The following is a 25249-nucleotide window of genomic DNA, read 5'->3' as shown; positions in this document are numbered from 1 at the left end:
CTCCGCGGCCCTGCCGCACCTGAAAGGACTCCCGTGAGTGCACGCACCGACGGCTCGCGCCGCCAGCCCGTCGCCCGCCACGGCATCCTGACCTCGCCGAAGCCGTTCGCGCAGATCCTCACCGTGCTCGGTGCGATCGTCGCGGTCGTCGTGCTGAGCGCCACGTCCGTCGCGGCGTTCGCGGCGTGGAACGCGGTGAGCTCGGTCGAGGCGGCAGGCGTGGATATCGGCGACGCCGGCGAGGCGCAGCTGCCGCCGACGCTCGGCGAGATCGAGGGCGGCGTGAACCTGCTGCTGGTCGGCACGGACTCGTGCGAGGGCGCGAACGCGTCGCTGTCGGGCGCGTGCCAGAACGGCGACACCGACGGTGAGCGCAACGACGTCACGATGCTGCTGCACATCTCGGACAACCCGCGACGGGTGACCGTCGTGTCGTTCCCGCGCGACATGATCGTGCCGATCCCGTCGTGCACGGGCGAGGACGGCAGGCAGTACTCGGCGATGAGCGCGCAGATGCTCAACGTGTCGTACATGTACGGCGGGCTGTCATGCTCCGTGGCCACGGTCGAGAAGCTCACCGGGATCGACATCCAGTTCGCGGCGGCGATCCGGTGGACGGGCGTGATCAACATGTCCGATGCGATCGGCGGCGTGCAGGTGTGTCTGTCCGACCCGATCAAGGACGACCACACCGGCATCAACTGGCCGGCGGGGGAGCGGACGCTCCAGGGCGTCGAGGCGCTGCAGTTCCTGCGGATCCGGCACGGGATCGGCGACGGCTCCGACCTCGGTCGCATCTCCAATCAGCAGCAGTTCATGAGCTCGTTGGTGCGCAGGCTTCAGTCCGACGGTGTGCTCGCGAACCCCGGAACGCTCCTCAACCTCGCCACGACCGCGGTCAAGCAGGTCAACGATGGACAGCTCGTGCTGAGCAAGTCCCTCGCGAACCCGCAGAAGATGGTGCAGATCGCGATGGCCGTGAAGGACGTCGCGTATGAGGACATCGTGTTCGTGCAGTATCCGACCGTGTATGCCGAGGGCGGGCTGCGCGTGCAGCCGGTGCTCTCCGATGCCGCGGTGCTCTTCGACGCACTGGCCAACAACCAGCCGCTGCAGCTGACCGGGTCCACGAGCGATGGCTATGGGACCGAAGTGGTGGGCGAAGCCACCAAGCCCGACGCCGGCGCGACGGCGACGCCCGCTCCGACCGAGACGGCGGCGCCGGATGCCGGGACCGGGGCCACTGAGGCGCCCGCCCCGACCGAGACCTCTGTGGCGCTGCCGAGCACCGTGACTGGCCAGAACGCCGCGCAGGTCACCTGCACCGTCGCCCAGCGCTGATCCGCGGGGGTTGGGGGCGTGCGGCGGCGCCCGCGAGACGGCACATCCGCGACGAAACGGGACGTGACCCATCCCGTCTCGTCAGGGATTGGCCGTCTCGTGCGGTGACGGCGGCCGGCGGATGCCGCGGGATCCGGCGGATGCCGCGGCATCCGGTTCTGGAGGGCACGCGCGACCGGTTATGATTGCCGGGTGCGTTCGCGCCGTTTCGGCGGCGGGACGCCTGGAGACGTCGCATAGTCAGGCCTAGTGCACCACCCTGCTAAGGTGGAGTCCCCTTACGGGGACCGAGGGTTCAAATCCCTCCGTCTCCGCCACGCTCCATGGCCCGCGATCCCTTGTAAACACTGGCACCTCGGGCCATAGCTTTCTCATAGAAACCCTAAGTGGGTAAAAATGGGTAAAGTCGCGCGGAATCACCGCCGGAGTGGCAGCCGGCAAGCCGTCGGATTGGCGCCGTCGGAGCCCCGCTTCCTCAGGCTCGGGCCCTCGTGAGAGACGTGGCGGAGCGAGTGCTCGGGCACGCGATCGGCGTGCCGGGATGTCGTGACGAGGCTGCCGCCTACAGTCCGAGCCAGCCGCCGTTCGGGGGCTGCGGCTGGGTGGGGGCGGCGGCTGACGCGTGTGCTGCGCGATCGAGTGCGGTGGCGACGTCGTCGAGGTCGTCGTCGAAGAGGTCGGAGTAGACGTCGAGGGTCATGGCGGCTGACGTGTGTCCGAGCATCCGTTGGATGGTCTTGACGTTCGCTCCCGACTGGACGGCGAGGGACGCGGCGGTGGGACTGCCGCTGCTGAGGCTCGTGCGAGAGGCCGCCTGCTCGTCGAGTTGCGCACGGCGCGGGCGGAGGCAACCGTGGTGCGCGAGCAGGAGCGCATGATGCTCCACCGGGATCTGCACGACGGTCTCGGTCCGCTCCTGACCGGCGCGGCATTGCACCTGGACGCGGCCCGGAACCTGGACGGCGCAGCGTCTGCGACGGCGATCGACGAGGGTCGTGCCGAGTTGCGAACCGCGATCGCCGACATCCGTCGCGTCGCGCACGGACTGCGGCCGACGGAACTGGAGAACGGCGATCTCTGGACGGCGCTCGAACGTCGTAGCCTCCGCTCCGGGGCGCGGCTCCAGTTTCCTGAGCCGCGACCTGCGCTCACCCCGGCGACCGAGCTCGCCGCCTATCGCATCATCGGTGAGGCTCTCGCGAACGCGGAGCGGCACGCCCCGGCGCCCCGGTCATCGTCACGGTCACCTCGTCCGCGAAGGCGCTCGGCATCGAGGTCCGCAACGAGCTGGCGGCACCCGGCCCGGGCCTTCGTCACGCGGACGGCATCGGCATCGGCTCGATGCGCGCTCGGGCGGAAGAGCTCGGCGGTCACGCCGATGTGGGTCTACGGGGCCGCGAGTGGCGGGTGTCGGTGAGGTCGGTATGGGCTCGGATCGTAGCGCAAAGGGGGGGCGCCCCAGTTAGGGCGGCAGGAGATCAGAGGTAGCAGTCGATGCGCTCAGGGAGCGCGGAGGTTGTTCGAGCGTCTTCTTCCAGTTCGGTTGCTTGTAAAAAATGGAACAGCGGTCCACGATGAGACATGACGGCGAGGCGGGTATGTCATCGCGGGGTGCTTGAACTCGAAGACGTTCCAGGAGGCGTTTGCGCCCCGTACACAAGGACAGCGAGATCTAGGTGTTTCACCTCCACTGAGAACCGTGCGGCGCTCGCTTCGGCGGCTCGGAAACCGGGCGCTCACCTCAATCGAAAGGAAGCTCGACATGGCCAAGGCAGTAGGAATCGATCTGGGAACCACGAACTCCGTTATCGCCGTCTGGGAGGCCGGCGAGGAGAAGGTCATCCCGAACGCGGAGGGAGCCCGCACTACCCCGTCGGTGGTCGCTTTCACCGAGGACGGTGAACGGCTGGTGGGGCAGCTTGCCCGCCGGCAGAGCATCCTCAACCCGAAGGGCACCATCTCGTCCGCCAAGCGGTTCATCGGCCGGTCCTTCGACGAGATCAAGGAGGAAGCCAACGCCGTCGGCTTCGACGTCGTGGAAGGCCCCAACGGCGAAGCACGGTTCAACATCCGCGGCAAGCAGTACGCGCCGGAGGAGATCAGCGCCCAGGTGCTGCGCAAGCTCGTCGACGACGCCAGCAAGTTCCTCGGTGAGAAGGTGACCGAGGCCGTCATCACCGTTCCCGCCTACTTCAACGACGCCCAACGCACCGCGACCAAGGACGCCGGACGCATCGCCGGGCTCGAGGTGCTGCGCATCATCAACGAGCCCACCGCCGCCGCACTGGCGTACGGAATGGACAAGAAGAACCACGAGACCATCCTGGTGTTCGACCTCGGTGGCGGCACGTTCGATGTCAGCCTCCTCGACGTGGGCGACGGGGTCGTCGAAGTGCGATCCACCGCCGGTGACACCCACCTGGGCGGCGACGACTTCGACCGCCGGCTGGTGGACTACTTCGCCGACGAGTTCAAGAACGAGAACGGCATCGACCTGCGCAACGACCCGCAGGCGCTGCAGCGACTGTTCGAGGCGGCCGAGAAGGCGAAGGTCGAGCTCAGCTCGGTGTCCCAGACCCAGGTCAGCCTGCCCTTCATCACCGCCGACGCCAGCGGACCCAAGCACCTCACCATGACCGTGAAGCGGTCCAAGTTCGAAGACCTCACCGCTGACCTCGTTGAGCGGTGCCTCGGTCCGGTGCGTCAGGCGATGGCCGACGCGAAGGTCAGCGAGAACGATATCGACGAGGTCATCCTCGTGGGCGGTTCCACCCGCATCCCCGCTGTCCAAGCGCTCGTCAAGCGGCTCACCGGCGGCAAGGAGCCGAACATGACGGTGAACCCCGATGAGGTGGTCGCTGTGGGCGCCGCCATCCAGGCGGGCGTCCTCAAGGGCGACGTCGACGACGTGCTGCTGCTGGATGTCACCCCGCTGTCGCTGGGTGTGGAGACCCGCGGTGGCGTGATGACGAAGATCATCGAACGCAACACCACCATCCCCGCCCGACGCAGCGAGGTGTTCTCCACGGCCGAAGACAACCAGCCGTCGGTGGAGATCGTCGTCCTGCAGGGCGAGCGGGAGAACGCCGCAGACAACCGGGTGCTGGGCCGGTTCCAGCTCACCGGCATCCGCCCCGCTCCTCGCGGTGAAGCGCAGGTCGAGGTCACCTTCGACATCGACGCGAACGGCATCCTGCACGTGACGGCGAAGGACAAGGACACCGGCACCGAGCAGGGCATCACCATCAGCGACACCTCGAATCTGGACCAGGGCGAGATAGACCGGATGATCAAGGAAGCCGAGCAGCACCGTGCTGACGACCAGGCGCTGCGCCAGGCCGTGGACGCCCGCAACGAGCTGGACTCCGCCGCCTACCAGGTCGAGCGGGCACTGCGTGAGCTCGGCGACGCTGCACCGCAGCACGAGCGTGCCCGCGCGGAGCTGCTCATCACGCAGGCCCGCGAGGCAGTGCAGAACAACGTCGGCGAGCAGGAAGCGAAAGAGCGCACCGGCGAGCTGCTGCAGGTTGCGCAGTCCCTTGCTGCGGCCCGCGCGAACGCCAGCCACGCTGAGCAGCCCGCTCAGGACGACGAAGACGACGTCGTCGATGCCGAATTCGACAAGTAGCACGGAGGGAGGATCGCGATGGTCGAGGAGCAGAACGAGGACACGCGGGCCTTGGACCTGCTGAACGACGACCTCACCGATGTATCCCCGGAGGAGATCCGCGCCGCGCAAGCAGCGCTCGCCGCCCAGTTGGAGACGGCCGACGACCGGTGGCGCCGGACGGCGGCGGACTACGACAACCTCCGCAAACGGATGGCGCGCGAGATCCAGACCGTCCGCGAGCAGGAGCGGCAGCACACCGCCACAGCCTTCTTGCCCGTCGTCGACGCGCTGGACCGGGCGCTCACCTTCGGAGTGGACCTTGACGAGGGCGTTCTGGATGGCATGCAGGCCGTCCGGGCGCAGGCCGCTGATGCGTTGCGCGCACTCGGGTACCCCGAGATCGTCATCGACGGTGCGGAGTTCGACCCGCAGCTGCACGAGGCGGTCTCGGTCGTCGAGGATGCCAGCGTCCCCCCGCGCAGCATCCTCGCCGTCACTCGCCCCGGGTTCGGAACGCCTGAGCGGATGCTGCGACCGGCTGCGGTCGTGGTCACCCGCAGGCCGGATGAGGAGTAGGAGATGGCGGAGGATCTCTACAGCGTGCTGGGGGTCTCCCGGTCGGCGGATCAGAAGGAGATCCGCCGCGCCTACCGGGAGAAGGCCCGCAAGTTCCACCCGGACGTCAACAAGACCCCGGGGGCGGAGGAGACCTTCAAACGGATCAGTGAAGCCCACGATGTGCTGTCGGACCCGGAAACCCGCGCACAGTACGACCGGTTCGGTGAGAACTTCCGGCAGTACGCCGCCGCAGACGCGGCTCGCTCCTCCGAGCAGCCGCGCCGCGGCGGCGGCGCCCGATACACGTGGAGCGGGGGCGGCGCGCAGAGCGTGAACTGGGAGGACCTCTTCGGGGGCGGCTTCGGTGGTTTCGGTCGCGGCGCCGACCACACCGCGGAGCTGGAGATCACCGTCGAGGAGGCCTACCGGGGCGGGCGGCGCACCGTGCAGGTCGCGTCGCCGTACGGTGGCGCGCAGGAGTACACCATCGACATCCCAGCGGGCGCTGTCGACGGGCAGCGGCTGCGGATCGCGGGCGCAGGCGGAGCGGGCGCCGACGGACAGGACGGGGACCTGCTGGTCACGCTGCGCGTGAAGGACAGCAAGCGGTACCGGCTCAGCGGCGCGGACATCGAAACGGACCTTCCCATCTCACCGTGGGAGGCGGCGCTGGGCGCGGATGTCAGCGTGCCCACCCCCGGCGGCCCGGTCACCGTGCACGTTCCGCCCGGCTCGTCCACTGGCAGGCGGCTCCGCCTGCGCGGGCAGGGGATGCCCCGCAGAGGACAGCCGGGAGACCTGTATGCGCGGGTGAAGGTCGTCGTTCCCCGCACTCTCAGCAAGAAGGAGAAGGAGCTGTTCGAACAGCTCCGCGACGTATCGTCGTTTGATGCCAGGAGAGGATCATGACCTCACATCACCTGCCCGTCCGTGTCGCCCGGGCCGACCTGGCGGAGACCGCGGTGGCCGCAGGTATCCACCCGGATACGCTGCGGAAGTTCGTCGAGCTGGGGCTGGTCACCGCCCACGTCGACACCAGCGGCCGGCTGTGGTTCGCCCGTACCGTCCCCGCCCGCGTGCACACCATCGTGCGTCTGCACTCCGATCTTGCCGTGAACTACGCCGGCATCGCACTCGTGCTCGACCTGCTCGCCCGCATCGAGCAGCTCGAGCAGCACCGGACCATCCGACTCGAAGGAGACACCTCATGGACATGAACTCACTCACTCAGAAGTCGCAGGAAGCGCTCACCTCGGCCCAGAACATCGCGGTCCTGGCCGGTCAGACCGAGACGGATGAGGAGCATCTCCTGCTCGCACTGCTGCAGCAGGAGGAGGGGCTGGTTCCCCGACTGCTGCAGACAGCGGGTGCTGACGTGGAAGCGGTACGCGCCGATGTCGAAGCGGAGATCGCCCGCAAGCCCAGAGTCTCCGGGTCCTCCCCGCAGACCGGTCAGGTGTACCTCAGCCGCAGCCTCACCTCCACCCTGGAACGGGCGGAGCGGGAGGCAAAGCGGCTGAAAGACTCCTACATCTCCGTGGAGCACCTTGTTCTGGCCCTCGCCGACGACTCCTCCAACCGTGCCGCGTCCCGCGTGCTGCGCGGGCACGGTGTCACCCGGGAGAGCTTCCTCAGCGCGCTCACCAAGATCCGCGGCAACCAGCACGTCAACTCCGCCACCCCCGAGCAGACGTACGAGGCGTTGGAGAAGTATGGCCGTGACCTGGTCGCTGACGCCCGGTTGGGCAAGCTTGACCCCGTCATCGGGCGTGATGCGGAGATCCGGCGGGTCATCCAGATCCTCTCCCGCAAGACCAAGAACAACCCCGTCCTCATCGGCGAGCCCGGTGTCGGAAAGACCGCCATCGTGGAGGGCCTTGCCCAGCGGATCTTGCGTGAGGACGTGCCCGAGGGCCTTCGCGACAAGACCGTGTTCTCGCTGGACCTGTCTGCCCTGGTCGCCGGCGCGAAGTACCGGGGCGAGTTCGAGGAGCGAATGAAGGCAGTCCTGGCGGAGGTGAAAGCAGCGGAGGGACGCATCCTGCTGTTCATCGACGAGCTGCACACCCTGGTGGGGGCGGGAGCCACCGAAGGGGCGATGGACGCCGGCAACATGCTCAAGCCGATGCTCGCCCGCGGGGAGCTGCACCTCATCGGTGCCACCACCCTCGATGAGTACCGCAAGCACATCGAGAAGGACGCTGCCCTGGAACGCCGGTTCCAGACGGTGATGGTCGAGGAGCCTGACGTGGAGGACGCGATCTCCATCCTCCGCGGCCTGCGCGAACGGCTGGAGATCTTCCACGGTGTCCGCATCCAGGACAGCGCACTGGTCGCGGCCGCCGTGCTGTCCCACCGGTACATCCCCGACCGGTTCCTGCCCGACAAGGCCATCGACCTCATCGACGAAGCCTGCGCGCGACTGCGAACCGAGATCGACTCAATGCCCGCTGAGCTCGACGAGCTGACCCGGCGGGTGACCCGCCTGGAGATCGAGGAAGCCGCGCTGTCGAAGGAAACGGACCCTGCCAGCAAGAAACGGCTGGAGGAGCTGCGCCGGGAACTGACCGACCTGAAGGCGGAGGCGGACTCCAAGCGCGCCCAGTGGGAGGCGGAGCGTCAAGCGATCCGCAAGGTCCAGGAGCTGCGCAGTGAGCTGGAGCGGCTGCGGCGGGAGGCGGAGGAAGCTGAGCGCTCCTACGACCTCAACCGTGCCGCTGAACTGCGGTACGGGGCTATCGCTGACGCGGAACGACGACTGCGCGCCGAGGAGGAGCGTCTCGCCTCCAAGCAGGGCCGGCAGCGGCTGCTGCGGGAGGTGGTCACCGAGGACGAGATCGCCGAGATCGTCGCAGCGTGGACGGGGATCCCCGTGGCCCGGCTGCAGGAAGGTGAACGCAACAAGATCCTCACCCTGGAAGCCACCCTCAAGGAGCGGGTGGTCGGTCAGGACGAGGCCATCAGGCTCGTCAGCGACGCGATCATCCGTGCCCGCTCCGGCATCCGCGACCCGCGCAGACCTATCGGCTCGTTCATCTTCCTCGGCCCCACCGGTGTGGGAAAGACCGAACTGGCCAAAGCGCTCGCGCAAGCACTGTTCGACAGCGAGTCGGCGATGGTCCGGCTGGACATGAGCGAATACCAGGAACGTCACACCGTCAGCCGGCTCGTCGGTGCACCTCCCGGGTATGTCGGGTACGACGAGGGAGGGCAGCTGACCGAGGCGGTGCGCCGCCACCCGTACAGCGTGGTCCTTTTCGACGAGATCGAGAAAGCGCACCCGGACGTGTTCAACACGCTGCTGCAGGTCCTCGACGACGGCCGCATCACCGACAGCCAGGGACGCACCGTCGACTTCCGCAACACCATCATCATCATGACCTCCAACATCGGTGCCCATCACCTGTTGGGCTCCGATGGCGGCGCGATCCCCGACGACGTGCGAAACAAGGTGCTCGGTGAGCTGCGCGCCCACTTCCGCCCCGAGTTCCTCAACCGGGTGGACGACATCGTGGTGTTCTCGCCGCTGGGTCGCGAACAGATCCAGGACATTGTGGAGCTGCAGTTCACCGACCTGCGCTCCCGGCTGGCCGAGCGTCAGATCCGCATCGAGCTGACGCCCGCGGCACGCCAGCTCATCGCCGACCGCGGCTACGACCCCGTGTACGGTGCGCGTCCGCTGCGACGCTACATCAGCCATGAGATCGAGACCCGACTGGGTCGTGCGCTGCTGAGCGGGGAGGTGATGGACGGGTCGACGGTCACGCTGGACGTGCAGGACGGCGACCTCGTCTTCAACATCGCAGCGCCCGTCGAAGAGGAGGACACGGCGTGAGCGCGATTGTGACCTGCCCCAACTGCGGGAAGAAGAACCGTGTCCCCGCCGCCGCGTCGGGGTACCCGCGCTGCGGCGTCTGCAAGAGCGCCGTGCCGTGGATCGTCAATGCGGGCGATGCGGACTTCGCCGAGGTGGTCGAGCAGGCCCCGCAAGTGGTGCTCGTGGACTTGTGGGCGACCTGGTGCGGACCGTGCCGGATGGTCAGCCCTGCCCTCGAGAAGGTCGCCACGGAACGTGCCGGCAAGCTCAAGCTGGTGAAAGTGGACGTGGACGCCGCCCCGGAGACGGCCCGCAAGTTCTCCGTCCAGGCGGTGCCGACCCTGCTCATCCTCAACCGAGGGAACGTGCTCTCCCGCCAATCCGGAGCCGCCCCGCCGGACGTGCTGCTGCGCTGGGTCGACGAGGCGCTGCAGAAGAAGGCTGACTCGGCCAGCGGTGCCCCATGACATACGTCGACCCACACGTCCCGCTCATCCGCCCGGTCCGTCCCCGGACACCCGGGTCATGTGAGGACTGCGTGGCGGCCGGCACGCCCTGGCTGCACCTGCGGATGTGCCGCACCTGCGGGAAGGTCGGGTGCTGCGACTCCTCCCCGATGCGGCACGCCCGCACGCATGCGTTCACGGCGGGGCACCCCATCGTGCGGTCGCTGGAACTGGGGGAGAACTGGAGCTGGTGCTACGTGGACGAAACGTACCTATGAGTGACGCGCTCCCCGCCAACCTCCGCCAGGTCGCTCAAGCCGAGACGCCCGACACCATCGGCGCCTTCCCGCGGCTCAGCGACGAGCAGATCGCGGTGCTGCTCGCACGAGGGCAGCGCCGCACACTCACCGACGGGGAGGTTCTGATCCAGCCCGGCGAGCACCCGTCCTCCCTGTATGTCGTCCTGGAAGGGTACCTGCTCACGGCGGACACCGAACCTGCGGCGGATCCGCGTCGCTCCGATGAGCCGTTGGCGGTCGGGGTGCACGGCCGCGGCCGGTTCGTGGGGGATGTCGGGTTGCTGGAAGGACAGCCGTCTTTCGTATTCGTCTCCGCCTTCGGCGCCGCCGAGGTGGTGGAGGTGCCCGTCGACGAGATGGAGGCCATCGTCACGTCGGACCCGCTGTTGGGTGAGATCATCCTGCGGGCCTACCTCATCCGCCGCTCCCTGGCCATCGGGGCGGGAGCGGGCTTGCGGATCGTCGGCTCCTGCTTCTCCCCGCAGACCCGGGATCTGCTGGACTTCGTCGCACGAAACCGGCTGCCCCACCGGCTGGTGGACCTGGATGAGGACGAGAAAGCGGAGCGGCTGGCCCGCCAGTTCGGCGCCACCGTCGCCGACTTCCCGCTGGTGATCCTCGGCGGCTCACGCACCGTCCTGGGTGCCGCCCCGGCACGGCTTGCCGAAGAGTTGGGGCTGCGCCCGCCCGCCCCGCCGGCCACCTGCGATGTGGTGGTCGTCGGCGCTGGGCCGGCTGGTCTTGCCGCGGCGGTGTACGCAGCCTCCGATGGGTTGTCGGTCTACCTGTGCGACGCGGTCGCCACCGGCGGGCAGGCGGGAACGTCAGCGAAGATCGAGAACTATCTGGGGTTTCCTGCCGGAATCTCCGGCTTTGAGCTCGCCGACCGCAGCCTCCTGCAAGTGCGCAAGTTCGGTGCCACGTTGGACATCCCGACCAAGGTCCGGGAGGTCGTAGAGGATGAGGACCGCTTCCGGGTGACCTTCGAAGATGGCAGGGAGGTCACCTCAGATGTGGTGGTCCTTGCCACCGGGGTGCGATACCGCTCGCTTCCCGCCGCGGGGCTGGACCGGTTCCAGGCCACGAACGTGTTCTACGCGGCAACAGCGCAGGAAGCGCGGATGTGCGTAGACACACCTGTCGCTGTTGTCGGTGGCGGCAACTCCGCTGGCCAGGCCGCGCTGTTTCTTGCCCGCACGTCCCCCCGTGTGCACCTTGTGGTGCGCGCCGCGGACCTGGGAGCGGGAATGTCCAGATACCTGGTGGACCAGATCCAACATCACCCCCGTATCAACGTGCTGCTGTCCTCGGAGGTCGTGGAAGCACAAGGCGGCAATCGTTTGGAAGCGGTCACAGTCCGTCACGGTGACGTGTTGGAGAAGCTCCGCGTGGGGCACGTGTTCGTCTTCGTCGGCGCCGCTCCTGCGACGACGGGATTGAAGGTCGATGTGGCACGCGATCCTGACGGGTACATCCTCACCGGCGTGGAGGCGGAGTTGGTCGGCGCGCGGACGGACGGAAGCCCCCGCTTCTCCTTGGAGACCACCATCCCCGGAGTCTTCGCTATCGGCGATGTGCGGCACGGGTCTGTGAAGCGAATGACCTCGGCTGTGGGTGAGGGCGCCAGTGTGGTCCGGCAGATCTACGAGTACCTGAACGAGGGTCGTCACAGTCGGGTGTGGGCATGAGCTCCGACATCCAGGGACACCTGACGCCGCACGCCGCCCCGAATCCGGCAGCCGTGGGAGAACCCGCGGATCCTCCGGTGGCCCGTGCGGGCGTAGCGGGCGAGATCCGCTCGAGGTTGCGTCGGATGAGGTGGTTTCGCCGCATGCCGGTGCTGCATATCGCCGAGGAACGCGGCGAGGGCCCGACGGTGCTGCTGCTGCACGGTATCGCGTCCTCGTCGGTGACGTTTCACCACGTGATCCCGCTGCTCGAGCGCACCCACCGGTGCATCGCCATCGATCTGCTCGGCTTCGGCGAGTCGCCGGCGCCGGAGTGGGCCGATTACACCCTGGCCGACCATGTCGCCGCTATCGAGCGGACGGTCGCCTCGTTGCGGCTGCGGGAGCCGTTCACTGTGGTCGGGCATTCTATGGGCGCCCTCATCGGCACTCGGTACGCCGCCCGGCGGCGAAAGCGAGTCGCGAAGCTCGTGATGGTCAGCCCACCTATCTATCTGGCACCCAATGAGATCGGGGACGTCATCGAGCGGGCCCGGATGGACTTCTACCTGCGGCTTTACGAGTACCTCCGCACGAACCGGGAGTTCACCCTCCGGCATGCTGCGCTGATACAGCGGCTGCTGCCCATCCCCAAAGCTGTCGATATCAATGAACGCAACTGGGAGCCGTTCATCAAGTCGTTGCAGCACTCCATCGAGTCACAGACCACGCTCAGCGACATCGCCCATGTCAAAGCCCCCATCGACGTCATCATGGGCAACCTCGACGAGTTCCGCTCCGAAGCCGTGCTGCGCATCGTGGAGCGGATGAAGGGCGTCACCGTCCGGCGTGTGCGGGCAACGAACCACCTCATCGGCAAGCGTCTCGCCCAAATCGTCGCTACGACAGTGACCACAGAGTAATCGAACGGGTGCCACTCCCGTGCCGATATGAAGGTCGGAAAACAAAGAGGTAATAGTAGCACCCATGGGGTGAACCAAGCTAACATGGGCGCCGTCGGAGACATCCGACGCCACCATATCGGAAAGGAATCGATTTACTATGGCAACGTCCTCCGATCCTTTCGGCGAACTGGACCGCCTCGCATTGAGCCTTCTGCAGGCTCGTCCAGGACCTCGGCTGATGCCGGTCGACTTGTACCGGGAAGCTGACCGTTACATTCTCACCGCCGACCTGCCCGGGGTCGAACCGGAGTCGGTAGACATCGACGTCGACGGGCAGCTGCTGACCATCCGCGCCCAGCGCACTGCGCCCCGCACCGAGGGAGCCAAGTGGCTCGTTCAGGAGCGGCCCGCCGGCACCTACCTCCGCCAGTTCAGTATTGGCGAGGGTGTCGACTCAGCCAACATCTCCGCCTCCTACGACAACGGCGTGCTCAGCCTGGTGATCCCAGTAAGCGAAAAGGCAAAACCCCGCAAGATTCATGTCCTGAGTCAGCACTCGACTCAGGAGTAACGCCCGGCCGGAGACCCATCGACGAGCCACAGTTAGCCAGACGACAAGCCCCCCACCGACATAGAACATGCCGCGGATGTAGGGCACGAAACAATTCAACTCGATGCTTCTCGTTCGCGGGACGCGCCGAAAGCAAACAAGGGCGACCGTTCCCTGATGCCGAACGTCGCAACACCCGTCCTTGCAAGACCGGCGTGCACCCAGCCTTCTGGTCTTAGCACGGTGGTTCATCCAGTTTTCACTAAAGGAGTACGCCCATGACCAGCCCCGAGGCCCCTCGCAACAACCCTCCGGAACAGGACGCCAGTGAGCTCCCGTCCACCAATGACCCCCGCTGGAAACAAACGATCGCGCGGTTCTCTGACTACGCCAGTGCGCAGGCAGCGGTTGACCGTCTTGCCGACGCCGGCTTCGCTGTGGAACGAGTGGCGATCGTGGGTCTCGACGTTCGTGTTGTCGAGCATGTACTCGGTCGCTTGACAGGAGGAAAGGCTGCGCTACGGGGCGCAGCCGCTGGAGCATGGTTCGGTCTTCTGCTAGGTCTGCTGTTCGGGCTGTTCGCCCCCGGATTCGGTTGGCTGGGCATCCTGATCATCTCGGTCGCCTCCGGCGCAGTTTGGGGCGCTTTGCTTTACTTCCTTGGACACCTGGCTACGGGCGGCCAACGGGACTTCGAATCACAGAAGACCCTCGAGGCGGCCCACTACGAGGTCCAAGTGGAAGCACCATACGCTGCGGAGGCCGCTCGTCTCCTCGCGGACCAGACCGCCCACCCCGGAGACTGAAAAGGCGTGAAGCGCCCTGAGTCTGATGGAGAGTCGCGCTATTTAATTCCCACCTGAATCGGCGTGAGTCGCCCCGGCGTGTCCGGAGACAGGATTCCTTGGAAGGATCTGTCTCATGGGACGTCCCAGTAAGTACCCGCGCGAGCTTCGTGAGCGCGCTGTCCGTATGGTCGCCGAGGTGCGATCCGACTATCCGAGCGAGTACGCCGCGATGATCGCTGTCGCGCAGATGCTCGGTGTCGGGTCGCCCGAAACGATCCGCACTTGGATCCGCAGGCAGCAGGTCGACGCGGGAGACCGGCCCGGGGTCACAACCGACGCGGCGGTGGAGATCAAGCGGGCGTGAGCACTACCTGAAAGGGACGGTGTTCTGTGGGCAGTGCGGCTCGCGGCTACTGGTGTGCAACGCCAAGAGCAGTCAGGGCACGATCTACCCGTACTTCGTGTGCGCGAGCCGGCATGCAGGACGAGGCGACTGCACCCGGCAAGCGATGCTGATCGAGCAGGTCGAACGGCTCATCGAGCGCTTCTACGCCAAGGTGCAGATCGACACGGAAACGATCGAGGCGATCTCGGCGATGATTCATGCCCGGTTCGACGAGATGATGGCGGAAGGAGCCGCCGAGCTCGCCGACCTCGCGTCCCGGAGAACCCAGCTCGAAGGCGAGCAGCAGAAGCTGCTCCAAGCCCACTACGCCGGAGCGATCCCGCTCGACCTCCTCAAGCGCGAGCAGGACCGGATCACGGCGTCGCTGGAGACCATCGAGCACCGGATCACCGCGCACCACGGCCACTACGCTGATGCGCGGGCGAACCTCGATGACTCGCTGAAGCTGCTGTTGTCAGGCCTCAGGCCGCACCCTGGTCTTCGAGGCCGATGATCGCGCCGGCGATCCCCTCGCGCGATCTGGGCTGAAAAATGAAAACCCCCCGGCCGATGGCCGAGGGTGTTTCCATGTAGAAGACGAGGGACCTTGTCCTCGTATTGGTATCAAGGATACTCCAGACTGGAGACATGCCCCAAGCGAAGACGACGGAGCTGATCGCCGGGGCGCTTCACGTGTCGAGGTTCGGCACATACGCGACGGCGACCGGTGGAGACATCGAGCGGGCTCTCCGGCTGTACTTGTGGAACGTCCAGCTGTCGAGCGCGTTTCACGCCAGCCTCGGACTGCTTGAGGTGTTGCTGCGCAACGCGATCGATCGCGAGCTCCGGGCGTGGAACGCGCAGCAGCTTCGTGCAGACGGAAGTCAGCTCGCGGCCGAATGGCTGCTCGACCCTGCGCGCCCGCTGAACACATTGACGGCGACATCGCGAAAGACCGCGGAGGCCAACGCTGTCAGGGCCAGGGCTGCGCGTCCCGCCGGGCATCCTCGAAAGCACTCGCCGATCACGCACGACGACATCCTCGCGCAGCTCACGTTCGGCGTCTTCGTGCGACTTCTGCCTGTGGACGATCCCGAGGACAAGACGTACCGTGCGCGCCCCGTGCTATGGGAGCAGGCCCTCATTCACGCGTTCCCGGCAGAGAGTGGGGACAACGCAGATGATGTCGTCGCCGGCCGCGCGGACAGACTGCTTGCGCTGCGCAACAGAGTCGCGCACATGGAGCCGCTCTTGGCGGTGAATGCGAAGGCGCGTCACCGCGACGCCGTCCGTTTGGTCGGCGCTATCAACCCTGCACTGCAAGGATGGTTCGCGGGCGTCTCTCGTGTCCGCGAGGTCGAACGGGAGCGGCCAGCATGAGTACGGGCGGTCGTTCCTGGCGCCGAAGACGTGAGTAAAATTTGCGTAAACCTGAGCCACTCCGAACGTCTCTGAACGTGGTCGAGCCGCACCAAAACTTGCGCCTGATCAGCCTGAAAGTGGTCGAGCGTGGCGGAACGAATTCGACCGTCGCCCCAAAAGTCGGAGTTCAAATCCCTCCGTCTCCGCTCTAAAAAGCCCCGATCAAGGGATATTTTTCTTCGCTTCTGCCACGAAATCTGCCATTTCTGCCACGTTTTCGATGTGGTTGGCGTTGAGCAATCTTGCGGTTCTGCGGGATTCTGCTGAGCGTTCTGCTCACTGTGAGTTGCTCGGCGCATGGTTGCGGCTACTCAAGGGTGAGACCGAGCGCGCGAATCCCTCCGTCTCCTCCCCGACTCGGCGTGCCCGCTCGGGCGCTCGCTTCCGCTCGCTGTGCTCGCGCCGTCGGCGGCTATCGTCGCGTTGTCCGCACCGGCACGTCGTGTCATCAGATCGGGTCGAGGTGGTGGATCGTGAACTCGAACGGGAGGAATGAGCAATACAGACGTGAGTACAGACAACGAGGTGATCGAACGTTCGGCGGATGAGCCGGGTGCGTTCGCGTTGCTCTTCGATCGACATGCGCCGACGATCTACCGCTACGCGGCGCAGCGGCTGGGAGAGGGCAGCGCCGAGGACGTGATGTCGGAGACGTTCCTCGTCGCCTTCGAGAAGAGAGCCGCGTACGACCTCGCGATCGTCGATGCTCGCCCCTGGCTGTTCGGGATCGCCACCCGCTTGATGCATAAGCATGTGCGGCTGGAAGCGCGGGCATGGAAGGGCATGGTCGCGGATCTCGCGGCGCAGCTCTCGCCCGACATGATCGAGCAGGCGGGCGCGCGGTTGGACGCGGCGCGGCTCACGCGGCGCTTGGCTTCGGCGCTGCGTGGCCTGCCCGCGTCCGACCGCGACACCCTGCTGCTGTACGCCTGGGGCGACCTCGACTACGCGGGCATCGCACGCGCTCTCGACGTGCCGATCGGCACCGTCCGTTCACGCCTGAATCGTGCCCGCCGCATCCTGCGGACCGCGGCCGGCACCAACGATCCCGAACTGGAGAAGGAACATGGACGAGTTGACGCTGCTGCGCAACACGCGTAGCGAGACCGAACCGCCGGAGTCGACGTTGCACAGGGGCAGGGCGGCGCTCCTGGCCGCAGCCTCGGCCCAGGCGCACATCAGCACGTCGCGCCGACCGAGACGCGCCCGACGCTTTGCGATCGGCGGACTCAGTACGGTCGGCGCCGCGGCACTGGTGGCGGGGCTCGTGCTGACGGACGTGGTCGGCCTCGCTGGCTGGCGTGGTGGGGCGGATGCCGCTGCCGCCGCCGTGCTCGACGAGGCGAGCGCCGCCGCGATCACCTCAGTCGATCCCGCGGTGCAGCCCGGCCAATATCTGAGGGTCAACACCACGGGCGTACACCTCTCAAGCGGAGGTATCGGTGATGTTGTGGCGTCGTACCAGTACGCGTCCGATGACACTCTCTACCGCCCCGCAGATCCCTCCGATGACTGGGTGTGGGTCCGCGGTCCGCAATCCATCGCGGCGACATTCGGTCCGGAGTCCGAGCAGGTGGCGAACGCGTGGTGGGAAGCCGTGTCCTCCTCGTCGGGTTCATTCGAGGCTGGGGATCTTCTGCGGGCACCTGGGGGCGCGTTCTACGGGGGTGACGCCGGGGCGGGGTTTGCCGATCTGGACCAGCTTCCGCGTGACCCGTATCGACTGCTCAACTACATCTACCGTGTCACCCTCGGCTCCGGTCCCTCGCCCGACACCGAGGCTCTCGTGTACATGGCCGACCGTCTCCGTGTCGGGAACGTGCCCGCCGACCTGCGCGCCGCGATGTACAAGGCTGCGGCCATGATCCCGGGCGTCACGTTCATCAGCGATCAAGCTACCCTTGACGGCCGCACGGGGGTCGCGATCGGCCGCGTCGAGGACGCGTGGGGCACCCGGGTGGACATCATCATCGACCCCGATACCGGCACGTTCATCGGCGATCGCGAGGTCCTCCTCCGCGACCAGGACGGCGTACCGGCGGGCACGGCGGTGCGCTGGACGAGCGTCACCTCCTCGGTCGTCGACGAGGCGCCCGAGGGCGGATCGGTGTGCGGGAAGATGACCGTCAACCCGGAGACCGGGCAATGCTGACCGGGACAACTGTCGGAGTCGAACCGACGAGTCTCATCCTCCCTCCGACGGAGTCGCTTGTGATTCCGCTCGACCTGCACCGACCTCATGCGATGAGCGACCAGCGCTGATTGCACCACATCGATTCCCCTCGCGACCCGTGAGGGGGATCGATGTGGTGAAGCGCGTGCCGACTATTGCTTCTTCTCGCCACGCGAGTACTTTGATGCCTTGTACTCCTCGAGAGCAGACTTGCTCGACCGGTACCGGCCGTCGCTCCCGATGATGGCTTCGAGGCGCCCGCGCGATGCGGCTTGCTTTAAGGCGACGAGGCTGAAATCGTCGTCGACGAGTGCCTCGAGAGGCACGTACTTGGCAGGGCCGGCGATGTTCGGGATGAGCCGATGGAGATTGTCGACGACGGAGCGGCTGATCACCTCTGCCAGAGGCCCGTCATCCCCTTGATCCGAGCGTTCGAGTGCGCGGAGGTACTTCCGTCGCTGTTCCTTGAGGATGATCGCGGGCGGCCACCCGAGCCGGATGAGTAGAAGGTTGAGCAGGAGTCTTCCGCTGCGTCCGTTGCCATCGATGAACGGGTGGACGCACTCGAACTCGCGATGCAGCCGGGCCAGCTCTTCCGGAACCGCGGCGATGGTGAGTGATCCATCGGTGATCTGTTCTTGCAAGTGATTTGCTCGATCGACCCACGCGGTGATCTCGGACGGGATGAGCGGGAAGGTCGGGGGCTTCATGCCGCCCGCAAATCCCTGGATCTCATGCTGCCGCCAATTGCCTGGCCCTTCGGTGTCATGCGCATCCGGGTGTGGCGCCACCTCCCACACCTTCGCCATGGCGAGAGCATGGACGCGCCGAACCTCGGTGACGGTGACCAGACCGTCGTGCGACCACTCATCCGGGGCGACGGCCTGCTGGTATACCCACCGGGCGGCTTCGGCGTATCCGAGGACCTCCATGTAGTCCTTCAGCTCTTTCGCCCCCACAGCGCGCCCCTGTTCGAGCAGGGTCTCGACTTCGCGGAGGACGAGAGTGTTTCCCTCGATCGCTGTCGAGTGGTGAGCTTCAAGATGCCACAGATGATCCCACAGCGACTTGGCTTCGTAGGGCTTCGGCAGCCCGCCGTAGTTCGCCAGCTCATCGATTGCGGTCGCGAAACGCTTGTAGATCACTTCACGGCTCGGTCGTCCGCGTCCCGGCCGCCCACTCGTAGAATTTGTCATCACCGCTCCGCCCTAAATCAACATCGACAACTTAGCATGTTGTCATCGCTGACCACTGATTAATCAACAACGACAAACTCAAGTCCGTCAGGCGTCTGAATGCACAGGACCGGGTCTTCGTGAGGAGATAGCTTCCGCCCAGAATCCTCGACCGTTTTGACGCGGCGCGGAGCGGTCGAAGCCCTCGAAATGATCGTCGAGTCTGAATCGGCGTAGGCTGAAATCGCGTGCTGACAGCGGCGCGCGGCCGCGGAATCGCTCCTCAATCGCTGCCACGTTTCCGCCACGAATCGAACCGAATCGACCTGATCGAAACGGACGCCGCCGGGGTCACAACCCGCGGAATCACGCGGTTTCAGTTGACTTCGATTGCCGTCGGCGCGATTTCAAATCCCTCCGTCTCCGCTCTAAAAATGCCTGATCAGAGGCTGTTTCGTTCCGGTACTGCCACGAAATCTGCCATTTCTGCCGCGTTGCGGTCGTGGTTGGTGTTGAGCATTCTGGCGATCATGTGCGGTCTTACGTAGCTTTCTGCTCGCCGCGCGGTCGTTCGACTCGCCGTTTCTCCCGCGTGAGCGCGAGCCGGAGAGTGCAAATCCCTCCGTCTCCTCCGAGCGGTTGCAATCGCGACGGGTCTGATGGGTCAGAGTCCGGCGGCATCCATTCGCTTGATCAGGGACGGGCGCCGGGCGTTGCGGCGGCGTACGTCAGCGAGGTAGTCGTCGGCGATCTCGGGGCGTCCGGCGGCGCGGGCCGCGGCGCGTAGTTTCGTCATCCTTCGCACGGCGCCGGGGTAGGCGCGGGTGTTCGCCTCGATGAGGCGGTCGTCGATGAGCTGCGCCATGACGGGGAGCACGGCCACGGGGTCGATCTTGCTGTATCGGCCGACGAGGTCGTCCCACTGCGACGCGTGGAGAGACTTGCTGTTCGCGGATGCTCGGAGCGCTTCGGTCCATGCGCGCGCGAGGTCGTCGGCATCTGTCAGGTACGCGATCAGCTCCCAGGGGCGTTCGCGCATCCGCTCGATCGCGTGCTCGCGGATCGCTGGCCAGTTCTGTCCTGAGGCTGCCTGCAACGCTTCCGCATTGCTCGCTGTGGGCCATCGTTCGAACACCTCGGATGCCGCGTCCGCGGCGTATGCACCTGTCTCGATGGCCAGCGCCGCCCAGAGCTCGCCGCACTCCTGCTGTTGGTGCGCTCCGCCGGGGAGGGTCATGCCCTCGTGTGCGATGACGGTCGCGCGGCCCGGCAGTCCTGCCTCGCGGAGTGCTTCGGCGGCGGCGGCGTGCAGGTGTGCGCGTGGCATGTCTCCGCCGTGGGTGCGGACGATCGCCTCCTCGTCACCGTGCAGGACGGCGAGGCGTTGCAGGTTGTAGAGGACGGCGTGGCGGGCGTGCCACTCGTCATCGTGGGTGAACTCCGCGTCTGGGCGCCCGTCGAAGGGTGTGGTCAGCGCCTGGCGCCGCTTGTCGAGGTGCGCTTCGAACCTTGCGATGCCCGCGGCGCCGAGGGCGTCCGCGTAGTCGACGACGTCGACCGAGAAGTACTCGCCGAGTTCGCCGAATTGCTGTTTCTGGATCCACCCGCTCAGCGCCGCCGGGGCGGGCGGGCTCTGCGTGCACAGCTCGGCGTGCAGGTTCAGTAGCTGCCGGATGACGAGTCGGATGAGTCCGCCGGAGTCGTCTGAGCGCATGAGGACCCGGAGGGTGCTCGCGATCGCCTTCTGCACGACGGGGATCACACCCTCGGCGCCGTAGTCGTCGGCCATGTCCGCCAGCAGCGACGCCCCGAGTTCGGCTTCGAACGCGTAGCTGTTCACCGCTCCCCAGTCCCACATGTCGCGTCTGGTCGTGCGGAACGAGGCGAGGACGTTCGGGATGTCGCGAGCCAAAGACATCCGTCCAGGATGCCACCGCGTGATCCTCATCCGCGATCTGCCCGGACGGTGGCCGCTTCTCTCAAGTGGCACGCGCAGGCAGGCGCGAGTAAGGGGGCCGGAATGTGCCGGACCCCTGAGGAGCAACACCGATCCGCCCAGGTCGGCGCTCGAGGCGCTGGGAGAGCATCTGGTCGGGCGATCGGACATGGCGCACGGTTACCTTCGTGGCGGCGGCCTTGAAGACGTCATCGATGAGGCTGGTCTGGTGGACGACGCCGATGGCCGCCTTGTCATCTATCGGCTGAAAGCGGACGATCAATCCTGGCCGACCGGTCACGTGGCGCCGCGTGCGCTCGTCGCGGTGGACTGCGCCCGCTCGGGCACCGCGCGTGTCCACACGGTCGGAGTCCGCACGCTCGAGGACCTGAGGCGGAGATGGCTGACGCGCAACACCTGATCAGGATCTCGACGCAAAAGTCGAGCGATGTCGCCCTCCCTGCGACTGTGTCGACGGCGCGTGCTACTCTAATCGCAACAAACGCAATCTCCTGCGTTCACGTGTATTGGGGGGATTCCCGTGGCTCGCGCTGCCGTTATTGAAGAAACGTACCTCCCTAGTAGGGGCGACCAGCTCGCTCCTGTGCTGGACTTCCTCACCGCTCACGAGGCCGCCGGTCGAGCTCTTCCCGAACCGCGGTACTTCCTCGCGGGCGCACGCCCAGGAGACCAGGTGGAGCTTCCGGAAGAGGTCTACCTCGCGCTCCGCAAGATCGTGGACGCGATGCAGAGCGGGCTGGCGGTGTCCGTCGTGCCGCAGGCGACACGGCTCACCACCCAGCAGGCGGCGGATCTGCTGAACGTGAGCCGCCCGACAGTCGTGAAGCTGCTCGACGAAGGTGAGATCCCGTTCGAGAAGGCCGGCACGCACCGCCGCGTCATCCTCGCGGATCTCCTCGCGTACCGGGAGCGACGCCGCGCTCGCCAGTACGACATGCTCGCCGCCACGCGCGACACCCTCGACGAAGACAACATCGAGCAGACGCTCGAGGACCTCAAAGCGGCCCGGAAGGCAGTCGCAGCGAGGCGGGCCGTCCGAGACTGAGATCGTCGCCTGACAGGATTGCGCTATGTTCACGGCCACTCTCGACACGAGCGTGCTGTGGCCGAGCCTGCAGCGCGACTTCCTTCTTTCCCTCGCCATCGAGGGCACCTACCGACCCACATGGAGTTCGGCGATTCTCGACGAACTCCAGTTCCACGAGGAAGCCAAGCTTGTGAAGCGTGGGATGCCTGTAGCGGAGGCTGCCCGCCGCGCCGCGACCCTCATTGCCGCGATGCGCCGAGAGTTCGCCGACGCAGAAGTTGATGGGTGGCAACCGCTCGAGGGTACTTTCGGGCTGCCCGATCCCGACGACGAGCATGTGCTCGCTGCGGCTGTCATCGCGGGAGCCGGCGCGATCGTCACCGAGAATCTCAAGGACTTCCCCGCCGACCGGATTCCGCCGGGCATCCAGGTGCTCAGCGCCAGGGAGTTCGCGAAGAACACTGTCGCGCTCAACCCGCGGCTCGCGCTCGCCGCGGTGCACGAGATCGCGAGCCGGTCTGGCCGCTACGGCGCGACGCTCGCCGTCGGCGAGATTCTCGAGACTCTGCGAGACAGGTACGGAATGATCGAAGCCGTCGACATGATGACTGAAGCCGAGTCGGCGTAGGCTCAGATCGCGCTTTGAAGGCGGCCCGCGGCCACAGCAACGCCCGTCGATCACTGCCACGTTTCTGCCACGAATCGAACCGAACTGACCTGATCGAAGCGGATGCCGGCGAGGTCAGAACCCGCAGGATCACGCGGTTTCAGTTGACCTCGATTACCGACGGCGCGATTTCAAATCCCTCCGTCTCCGCCAAGAAATCCCCGGTCACGCCGGGGATATTTTTGCGCGCGCTTCTTTGTACAGGCCGGGAGGCTGCTGCCCGTGATCGAGGCGAATCCTCTGGCCTGAGCACGCAGTCAGCCGTTCGTCTCGTCGAACTCACGGCGCAGGTATCGCGGCGCCTGCACGCGCCACGCCTCGGTGACGAGTTCGGCGAGATGGTCCGCCTCGATCAGCGCCATGCGGAACGCGACCTTGGGCTCACCCCAGCGTGTCGTGGTCCGCAGGAAAACCGCGGGAGCCATGTCGATGAGTGCGAGCGCGTCCAGCGGCTCGCCGACCTTCACCCCCACGACGAGCTCGGACGAGATGATCTCGCGCATGTCCTCGGGGATGCTGGGCCACGGGTGGCACTCCCACGCGTAAAGCTTGCTGCGGACGAACCACGCGGCCCCGCCGGTCATCGCCCGCTCTTGGCTGCCGGGCAATCCGGCCGCGATCGCGCGCACATCATCGAGGCTGGCCACGAGCGAAGACTATGCCGCGCCGCCGACACGAGCCGCCGCGGAGAGGATCAGCCCTGACCGGGTGCGCCCCACGTGCCGCCTCCGGGCGGCGTCGGGCACGTGGCGGATGCCGTGAGCGCGGCGATCTCGGCGCGCACCGCGACACCGTCCTCCGTCTTCGCGATCGTGTACACGACACCCTCCTGGGCATCCCACTCAGGGATGAACCCCACGGTGGCGCCGTCGATCGAGCTGTCCTCGGGAATCGCAGCACCCGCCGTGGAAAGCAGATCCGCGGTCGGATTCTCCCGCAGCCAGTTCGCGGTTCCGGCGACCGTCGCTCCGGGGACGCTCCAGAACGCCTCCCGTTCCTCGATCGGCCCGCACGGCCACCCGGTGTAGGAGGTGAATGCGGCAACCGACGCGTCGGCGGGGGTGGCACCGGGCGGGAGCGCCGCGGCATCCAGCCACGCCTGCGCCTGCGCCCGTGCGGCCGCATCGCCGGCATCGGCGGCAGGCTGGGCGCCGACGCTGCCGGTCGCCTCCGCCGCACCCTCGCGATCCCCGCGGGCGGTTTTGGTCGCGCAGCCGGTCACCGAGAGGCTGAGGAGCACCGCGCCGGCCACCAGTCCTGAACGCCATCGCATGGTCCCACGGTAGCCGGAGCTCACAGCGATCCGACCGCTCCGCCGCCGTGTCGCAGTGCTGCCGCGCCGCCGACACGGTTCGGGTCGGAACTACGCGCGGACGCGCAGGCGGCGTCCGTCGAAGCCGACCACATCGCCGACCTGCAGCTGGCGACCACGGCGCCGGTCGACCTCGCCGTTGACCGTCACGAGACCGTCGATGATGGCCTCCTTCACGTCGCCACCCGAATCGAGCACGCCCGCGAACTTCAGGAACTGTCCCAGCCGGATGCCCTCGCTGCCGATCGGAACGTCGTCGATCGGCGCGGAGTTCGTCATGCCGGAAATCGTAGCCCAGCGGGCGAGCGCTCCATCGCCGCCGTCGCGCTGCCCCTCATCGTCCTCCAGACCACGGGAACTGCGTTGGCAGCCGGAATCGTCGCCGCCGCGACCGCGATCCCCGTCATAGCTCAAGCGTCCCACCGTGCACCTCCGCCTCCCACCAGGATGAGCGCGATGTCTGGTCGGTGCCAAAGCGGTGAACCCGGAATGGACGCTGAGCGTCACGACCGTCCGCTCAGCGCTGCAGCAGCGCCCCGAAGGTCCGCAGCGTCTCGGTCAGTTCGATCGAGGGTTGCAGCAGCCACTGGATCTGCAGACCGTCGGATGCCGCGATCAGCAGCGCGGCGAGGTGGTCGGCGTCCACGTCGCCCCGGATGCTCCCCTCCTCCTGCTGACGACGGAAGGATGCCGACAGCTCCGCCCTGAGGCGGTCGAACCGCGTCGAGAAGTACTCCCGGCCGACCTCGCTGCTCGCGTCCAGCGACGCCGCCAGCAGGGTCGTGTACAGCTGCACGAGACCAGGGACCTCGACGTTGGCGATCGCCGCGTCGATCATCGTGTCGACGCCCGGCGGCCCCGAGGGCGTCGTCGTCGCCCCCCGCCGCGCCTCGGCGTGCGCGTACACCGCGACCAGCAGCTGCTCCCGGGAGTCGAAGTAGTGCAGCAGCGCGGCGTGCGAGACGCCGATCGCCTCCGCGATCTTCCGCAGCGACGTCCCGTCGGCGCCGCGCGCGCGGAACACCTCGATGGCGCGGTCGAGGATCTCCTGCCGCCGGGCGACGCCCTTCGGCTGCGACCCGCGGCGCCCGATCACGGGGCCCTGACCTGTGTCCACGGCATCCAACCTAGCCCACGGCGGAAAAGAAAA

General features: G+C 66.8%; 28 protein-coding genes, 1 tRNA gene and 1 pseudogene. 23 read left to right on the top strand and 7 right to left on the bottom strand.

Annotated features, from left to right (window positions below; translation table 11 throughout):
• The first annotated feature begins 33 nt into the window (after positions 1 to 33).
• A complete protein-coding gene (locus ACPYN4_RS06700) occupies positions 34 to 1341 on the top strand; it encodes an LCP family protein (RefSeq protein ID WP_424445957.1) in 1308 nt (435 codons plus the stop codon).
• A 225-nt stretch (positions 1342 to 1566) separates the two neighbouring features.
• Positions 1567 to 1658, top strand: a tRNA-Ser gene (locus tag ACPYN4_RS06695).
• 245 nt (positions 1659 to 1903) lie between these two features.
• Here ACPYN4_RS06695 and ACPYN4_RS06690 read toward each other — a convergent pair.
• The gene (locus ACPYN4_RS06690) at positions 1904 to 2239 is read right to left on the bottom strand and encodes a hypothetical protein (RefSeq protein WP_424445956.1); all 336 of its coding nucleotides are present in this window, start codon (positions 2237 to 2239) and stop codon (positions 1904 to 1906) included.
• Between ACPYN4_RS06690 and ACPYN4_RS06685 the strand changes: the two genes are divergently transcribed.
• The 17 genes and pseudogenes from ACPYN4_RS06685 to ACPYN4_RS06605 all read left to right on the top strand — a co-directional run bounded on the left by ACPYN4_RS06685 (position 2216) and on the right by ACPYN4_RS06605 (position 17940).
• The gene (locus tag ACPYN4_RS06685; protein WP_424445955.1) at positions 2216 to 2758 is read left to right on the top strand and encodes a sensor histidine kinase; all 543 of its coding nucleotides are present in this window, start codon (positions 2216 to 2218) and stop codon (positions 2756 to 2758) included. The two genes, ACPYN4_RS06690 and ACPYN4_RS06685, sit on opposite strands and share 24 nt — an antisense overlap.
• 345 nt (positions 2759 to 3103) lie before the next feature.
• Positions 3104 to 4969 carry a molecular chaperone DnaK gene (gene dnaK, locus ACPYN4_RS06680; RefSeq protein ID WP_179608810.1) on the top strand — a complete coding sequence of 622 codons (1866 nt, stop codon included), beginning with the start codon at positions 3104 to 3106 and terminating at the stop codon, positions 4967 to 4969.
• Between the two features lie 18 nt (positions 4970 to 4987).
• Positions 4988 to 5527 carry a nucleotide exchange factor GrpE gene (locus ACPYN4_RS06675; protein WP_331791340.1) on the top strand — a complete coding sequence of 180 codons (540 nt, stop codon included), beginning with the start codon at positions 4988 to 4990 and terminating at the stop codon, positions 5525 to 5527.
• Between the two features lie 3 nt (positions 5528 to 5530).
• Positions 5531 to 6418 carry a DnaJ C-terminal domain-containing protein gene (locus ACPYN4_RS06670; protein ID WP_424445954.1) on the top strand — a complete coding sequence of 296 codons (888 nt, stop codon included), beginning with the start codon at positions 5531 to 5533 and terminating at the stop codon, positions 6416 to 6418.
• Positions 6415 to 6726, top strand: coding sequence for a chaperone modulator CbpM (locus ACPYN4_RS06665; protein ID WP_424445953.1), 312 nt, complete (start codon positions 6415 to 6417; stop codon positions 6724 to 6726). The genes ACPYN4_RS06670 and ACPYN4_RS06665 overlap by 4 nt, the downstream gene beginning before the upstream one ends.
• Positions 6717 to 9344, top strand: a complete 2628-nt coding sequence (gene clpB / locus ACPYN4_RS06660) for an ATP-dependent chaperone ClpB (RefSeq protein ID WP_424445952.1) — start codon at positions 6717 to 6719, stop codon at positions 9342 to 9344. The genes ACPYN4_RS06665 and clpB overlap by 10 nt, the downstream gene beginning before the upstream one ends.
• Entirely contained in the window at positions 9341 to 9793 is a 453-nt protein-coding gene (gene trxA / locus ACPYN4_RS06655; RefSeq protein WP_424445950.1) for a thioredoxin, read from the top strand. Before clpB ends, trxA begins: the two co-directional genes overlap by 4 nt.
• Positions 9790 to 10050, top strand: a complete 261-nt coding sequence (locus tag ACPYN4_RS06650; RefSeq protein WP_424445949.1) for a UBP-type zinc finger domain-containing protein — start codon at positions 9790 to 9792, stop codon at positions 10048 to 10050. The genes trxA and ACPYN4_RS06650 overlap by 4 nt, the downstream gene beginning before the upstream one ends.
• A complete protein-coding gene (locus ACPYN4_RS06645; protein ID WP_424445948.1) occupies positions 10047 to 11759 on the top strand; it encodes an FAD-dependent oxidoreductase in 1713 nt (570 codons plus the stop codon). The genes ACPYN4_RS06650 and ACPYN4_RS06645 overlap by 4 nt, the downstream gene beginning before the upstream one ends.
• 77 nt (positions 11760 to 11836) lie before the next feature.
• Complete coding sequence (locus ACPYN4_RS06640; protein WP_424445947.1) at positions 11837 to 12661, top strand: alpha/beta fold hydrolase; 825 nt, start codon at positions 11837 to 11839, stop codon at positions 12659 to 12661.
• Positions 12662 to 12800: 139 nt separating this feature from the next.
• Complete coding sequence (locus ACPYN4_RS06635) at positions 12801 to 13214, top strand: Hsp20/alpha crystallin family protein (protein ID WP_424445946.1); 414 nt, start codon at positions 12801 to 12803, stop codon at positions 13212 to 13214.
• Positions 13215 to 13471: 257 nt separating this feature from the next.
• Entirely contained in the window at positions 13472 to 13999 is a 528-nt protein-coding gene (locus tag ACPYN4_RS06630) for a general stress protein (RefSeq protein WP_424445945.1), read from the top strand.
• 115 nt (positions 14000 to 14114) lie between these two features.
• Positions 14115 to 14339: pseudogene (locus ACPYN4_RS06625) on the top strand (IS3 family transposase); the annotation flags it as partial.
• Positions 14236 to 14880 (top strand): zinc ribbon domain-containing protein, encoded by a 645-nt coding sequence (locus tag ACPYN4_RS06620; protein WP_424445944.1) that lies wholly within the window; start codon positions 14236 to 14238, stop codon positions 14878 to 14880. The pseudogene ACPYN4_RS06625 and the gene ACPYN4_RS06620, both read left to right, overlap by 104 nt.
• A gap of 245 nt (positions 14881 to 15125) precedes the next feature.
• Complete coding sequence (locus ACPYN4_RS06615; protein WP_424445943.1) at positions 15126 to 15746, top strand: hypothetical protein; 621 nt, start codon at positions 15126 to 15128, stop codon at positions 15744 to 15746.
• 549 nt (positions 15747 to 16295) lie between these two features.
• Complete coding sequence (locus tag ACPYN4_RS06610; RefSeq protein ID WP_424445942.1) at positions 16296 to 16889, top strand: RNA polymerase sigma factor; 594 nt, start codon at positions 16296 to 16298, stop codon at positions 16887 to 16889.
• Positions 16855 to 17940, top strand: a complete 1086-nt coding sequence (locus tag ACPYN4_RS06605) for a CU044_5270 family protein (protein WP_281653557.1) — start codon at positions 16855 to 16857, stop codon at positions 17938 to 17940. Before ACPYN4_RS06610 ends, ACPYN4_RS06605 begins: the two co-directional genes overlap by 35 nt.
• Positions 17941 to 18113: 173 nt before the next feature.
• Here ACPYN4_RS06605 and ACPYN4_RS06600 read toward each other — a convergent pair whose 3' ends face one another.
• Positions 18114 to 19106: a Fic family protein gene (locus ACPYN4_RS06600; protein WP_232321702.1), complete on the bottom strand. Its 993-nt coding sequence runs from the start codon at positions 19104 to 19106 to the stop codon at positions 18114 to 18116.
• Positions 19107 to 19384: 278 nt separating this feature from the next.
• Here ACPYN4_RS06600 and ACPYN4_RS06595 point away from each other — a divergent pair, with 278 nt between their 5' ends.
• The gene (locus tag ACPYN4_RS06595) at positions 19385 to 19684 is read left to right on the top strand and encodes a hypothetical protein (RefSeq protein ID WP_281653556.1); all 300 of its coding nucleotides are present in this window, start codon (positions 19385 to 19387) and stop codon (positions 19682 to 19684) included.
• Positions 19685 to 19800: 116 nt separating this feature from the next.
• On the opposite strand, the gene ACPYN4_RS06590 is transcribed toward ACPYN4_RS06595, so the two are convergent.
• Positions 19801 to 21054, bottom strand: coding sequence for a hypothetical protein (locus ACPYN4_RS06590; protein ID WP_287270650.1), 1254 nt, complete (start codon positions 21052 to 21054; stop codon positions 19801 to 19803).
• A gap of 19 nt (positions 21055 to 21073) precedes the next feature.
• Here ACPYN4_RS06590 and ACPYN4_RS06585 point away from each other — a divergent pair, with 19 nt between their 5' ends.
• The 3 genes from ACPYN4_RS06585 to ACPYN4_RS06575 all read left to right on the top strand — a co-directional run bounded on the left by ACPYN4_RS06585 (position 21074) and on the right by ACPYN4_RS06575 (position 22748).
• A complete protein-coding gene (locus tag ACPYN4_RS06585) occupies positions 21074 to 21493 on the top strand; it encodes a hypothetical protein (protein WP_239281565.1) in 420 nt (139 codons plus the stop codon).
• Positions 21494 to 21766: 273 nt separating this feature from the next.
• Positions 21767 to 22138, top strand: coding sequence for a helix-turn-helix domain-containing protein (locus ACPYN4_RS06580; RefSeq protein ID WP_239281564.1), 372 nt, complete (start codon positions 21767 to 21769; stop codon positions 22136 to 22138).
• A 25-nt stretch (positions 22139 to 22163) separates the two neighbouring features.
• Entirely contained in the window at positions 22164 to 22748 is a 585-nt protein-coding gene (locus ACPYN4_RS06575; RefSeq protein ID WP_239281563.1) for a PIN domain-containing protein, read from the top strand.
• Positions 22749 to 23044: 296 nt separating this feature from the next.
• Here the strand turns inward: ACPYN4_RS06575 and ACPYN4_RS06570 are convergent, their stop codons facing one another.
• From ACPYN4_RS06570 to ACPYN4_RS06555, 4 genes are all read right to left on the bottom strand, one after another.
• Positions 23045 to 23434 (bottom strand): MmcQ/YjbR family DNA-binding protein, encoded by a 390-nt coding sequence (locus ACPYN4_RS06570; RefSeq protein ID WP_239281562.1) that lies wholly within the window; start codon positions 23432 to 23434, stop codon positions 23045 to 23047.
• Between the two features lie 47 nt (positions 23435 to 23481).
• A complete protein-coding gene (locus tag ACPYN4_RS06565; protein WP_239281561.1) occupies positions 23482 to 24060 on the bottom strand; it encodes a hypothetical protein in 579 nt (192 codons plus the stop codon).
• A 90-nt stretch (positions 24061 to 24150) separates the two neighbouring features.
• A complete protein-coding gene (locus ACPYN4_RS06560; RefSeq protein ID WP_239281559.1) occupies positions 24151 to 24378 on the bottom strand; it encodes an RNA-binding S4 domain-containing protein in 228 nt (75 codons plus the stop codon).
• Between the two features lie 238 nt (positions 24379 to 24616).
• Positions 24617 to 25216 (bottom strand): TetR/AcrR family transcriptional regulator, encoded by a 600-nt coding sequence (locus tag ACPYN4_RS06555; protein WP_239281557.1) that lies wholly within the window; start codon positions 25214 to 25216, stop codon positions 24617 to 24619.
• Positions 25217 to 25249 lie beyond the last annotated feature (33 nt).

Source organism: Microbacterium sp. CH-015, assembly GCF_049707015.1.
Taxonomy (GTDB): domain Bacteria; phylum Actinomycetota; class Actinomycetes; order Actinomycetales; family Microbacteriaceae; genus Microbacterium; species Microbacterium aurum.
The sequence above is the reverse complement of the archived record's forward strand: the minus strand, read 5'-3'. Positions and strand labels throughout refer to the sequence as shown.

Excerpts from the sequence above, each read along its gene's own strand:
- ACPYN4_RS06685 (WP_424445955.1), top strand. The coding sequence starts at position 2,216 with ATGATGCTCCACCGGGATCTGCACGACGGTCTCGGTCCGCTCCTGACC.
- dnaK (WP_179608810.1), top strand. The coding sequence starts at position 3,104 with ATGGCCAAGGCAGTAGGAATCGATCTGGGAACCACGAACTCCGTTATC.
- ACPYN4_RS06675 (WP_331791340.1), top strand. The coding sequence starts at position 4,988 with ATGGTCGAGGAGCAGAACGAGGACACGCGGGCCTTGGACCTGCTGAAC.
- ACPYN4_RS06670 (WP_424445954.1), top strand. The coding sequence starts at position 5,531 with ATGGCGGAGGATCTCTACAGCGTGCTGGGGGTCTCCCGGTCGGCGGAT.
- ACPYN4_RS06665 (WP_424445953.1), top strand. The coding sequence starts at position 6,415 with ATGACCTCACATCACCTGCCCGTCCGTGTCGCCCGGGCCGACCTGGCG.
- clpB (WP_424445952.1), top strand. The coding sequence starts at position 6,717 with ATGGACATGAACTCACTCACTCAGAAGTCGCAGGAAGCGCTCACCTCG.
- ACPYN4_RS06650 (WP_424445949.1), top strand. The coding sequence starts at position 9,790 with ATGACATACGTCGACCCACACGTCCCGCTCATCCGCCCGGTCCGTCCC.
- ACPYN4_RS06645 (WP_424445948.1), top strand. The coding sequence starts at position 10,047 with ATGAGTGACGCGCTCCCCGCCAACCTCCGCCAGGTCGCTCAAGCCGAG.
- ACPYN4_RS06635 (WP_424445946.1), top strand. The coding sequence starts at position 12,801 with ATGGCAACGTCCTCCGATCCTTTCGGCGAACTGGACCGCCTCGCATTG.
- ACPYN4_RS06630 (WP_424445945.1), top strand. The coding sequence starts at position 13,472 with ATGACCAGCCCCGAGGCCCCTCGCAACAACCCTCCGGAACAGGACGCC.
- ACPYN4_RS06605 (WP_281653557.1), top strand. The coding sequence starts at position 16,855 with ATGGACGAGTTGACGCTGCTGCGCAACACGCGTAGCGAGACCGAACCG.
- ACPYN4_RS06590 (WP_287270650.1), bottom strand. The coding sequence starts at position 21,054 with ATGTCTTTGGCTCGCGACATCCCGAACGTCCTCGCCTCGTTCCGCACG.
- ACPYN4_RS06575 (WP_239281563.1), top strand. The coding sequence starts at position 22,164 with ATGTTCACGGCCACTCTCGACACGAGCGTGCTGTGGCCGAGCCTGCAG.
- ACPYN4_RS06565 (WP_239281561.1), bottom strand. The coding sequence starts at position 24,060 with ATGCGATGGCGTTCAGGACTGGTGGCCGGCGCGGTGCTCCTCAGCCTC.
- ACPYN4_RS06560 (WP_239281559.1), bottom strand. The coding sequence starts at position 24,378 with ATGACGAACTCCGCGCCGATCGACGACGTTCCGATCGGCAGCGAGGGC.